The organism is Rhizobacter sp. P2_H2, from assembly GCF_056403375.1.
This window is the reverse complement of sequence record NZ_JBFUFP010001757.1, coordinates 1-632: the sequence shown is the minus strand read 5'-3', so window position 1 is coordinate 632 and position 632 is coordinate 1. Positions and strand designations below refer to the sequence as shown.

The following is a 632-nucleotide window of genomic DNA, read 5'->3' as shown; positions in this document are numbered from 1 at the left end:
ACACCGCGCGGCCCGACCGCGCCGCCTGCTGCTCGTCGATGCCGAAGTAGGTCTGCATCGCGCTGCGGCTGGCCCAGGTCACCCCCGGGCCGGCGGACAGCATCAGGCCCGCAGCCGGGCTGTACTTGCCCTCGACGTCGAACGACAGCCGCCCGCCCTGGTGCTTGCCGCCGATGTCGCCGACCACGTTGCCGCGGGCGGTGAACCAGCCGTCGGAGTAGCTTGCGAACACCGCGCCGAGCACGGTGCCGTCGATGTCGCCCAGGCCGCGCAGGCGCTCGGCATCGGATTCCTTGCGCGGCTTCTCGAGGTCGCCGCCGATGCCCAGGCCGACGCGCCAGTGCGGGTCGGTGATGATGAACGCGCCGATGCCGGCCGGCACGCCGGCGCCGGGCACGCCGCCGATGAAGTAGCGGCCCCGGTTGGCGGCCAGCACCGGGAAGGCGCGCACCTTGTGCTCGGCGCTGCCGGGGTACCTGGGGATGCTGCCGACGCCGAGGCCGGCGGTGAACTGCCAGCTGTCGTCGGCCGGCGCGGCCGGTTCCTCCGCCAGGGCGAGCGAGGCGCTCAGCAGCGCCAGCGCGCCGGTCAGCAGGGTCGGGATCATCGGATGGAAGAGGCGATGGCGCAGG

The 632-nt window shown here is 74.1% G+C and carries 1 protein-coding gene; it reads right to left on the bottom strand.

Features of this window, described 5'->3' with window-relative positions:
• A partial coding sequence (locus AC1D15_RS36045) for a MipA/OmpV family protein (RefSeq protein WP_477829861.1) occupies positions 1-607 on the bottom strand: 607 nt, incomplete at its 3' end.
• Between the last annotated feature and the right edge of the window lie 25 nt (positions 608-632).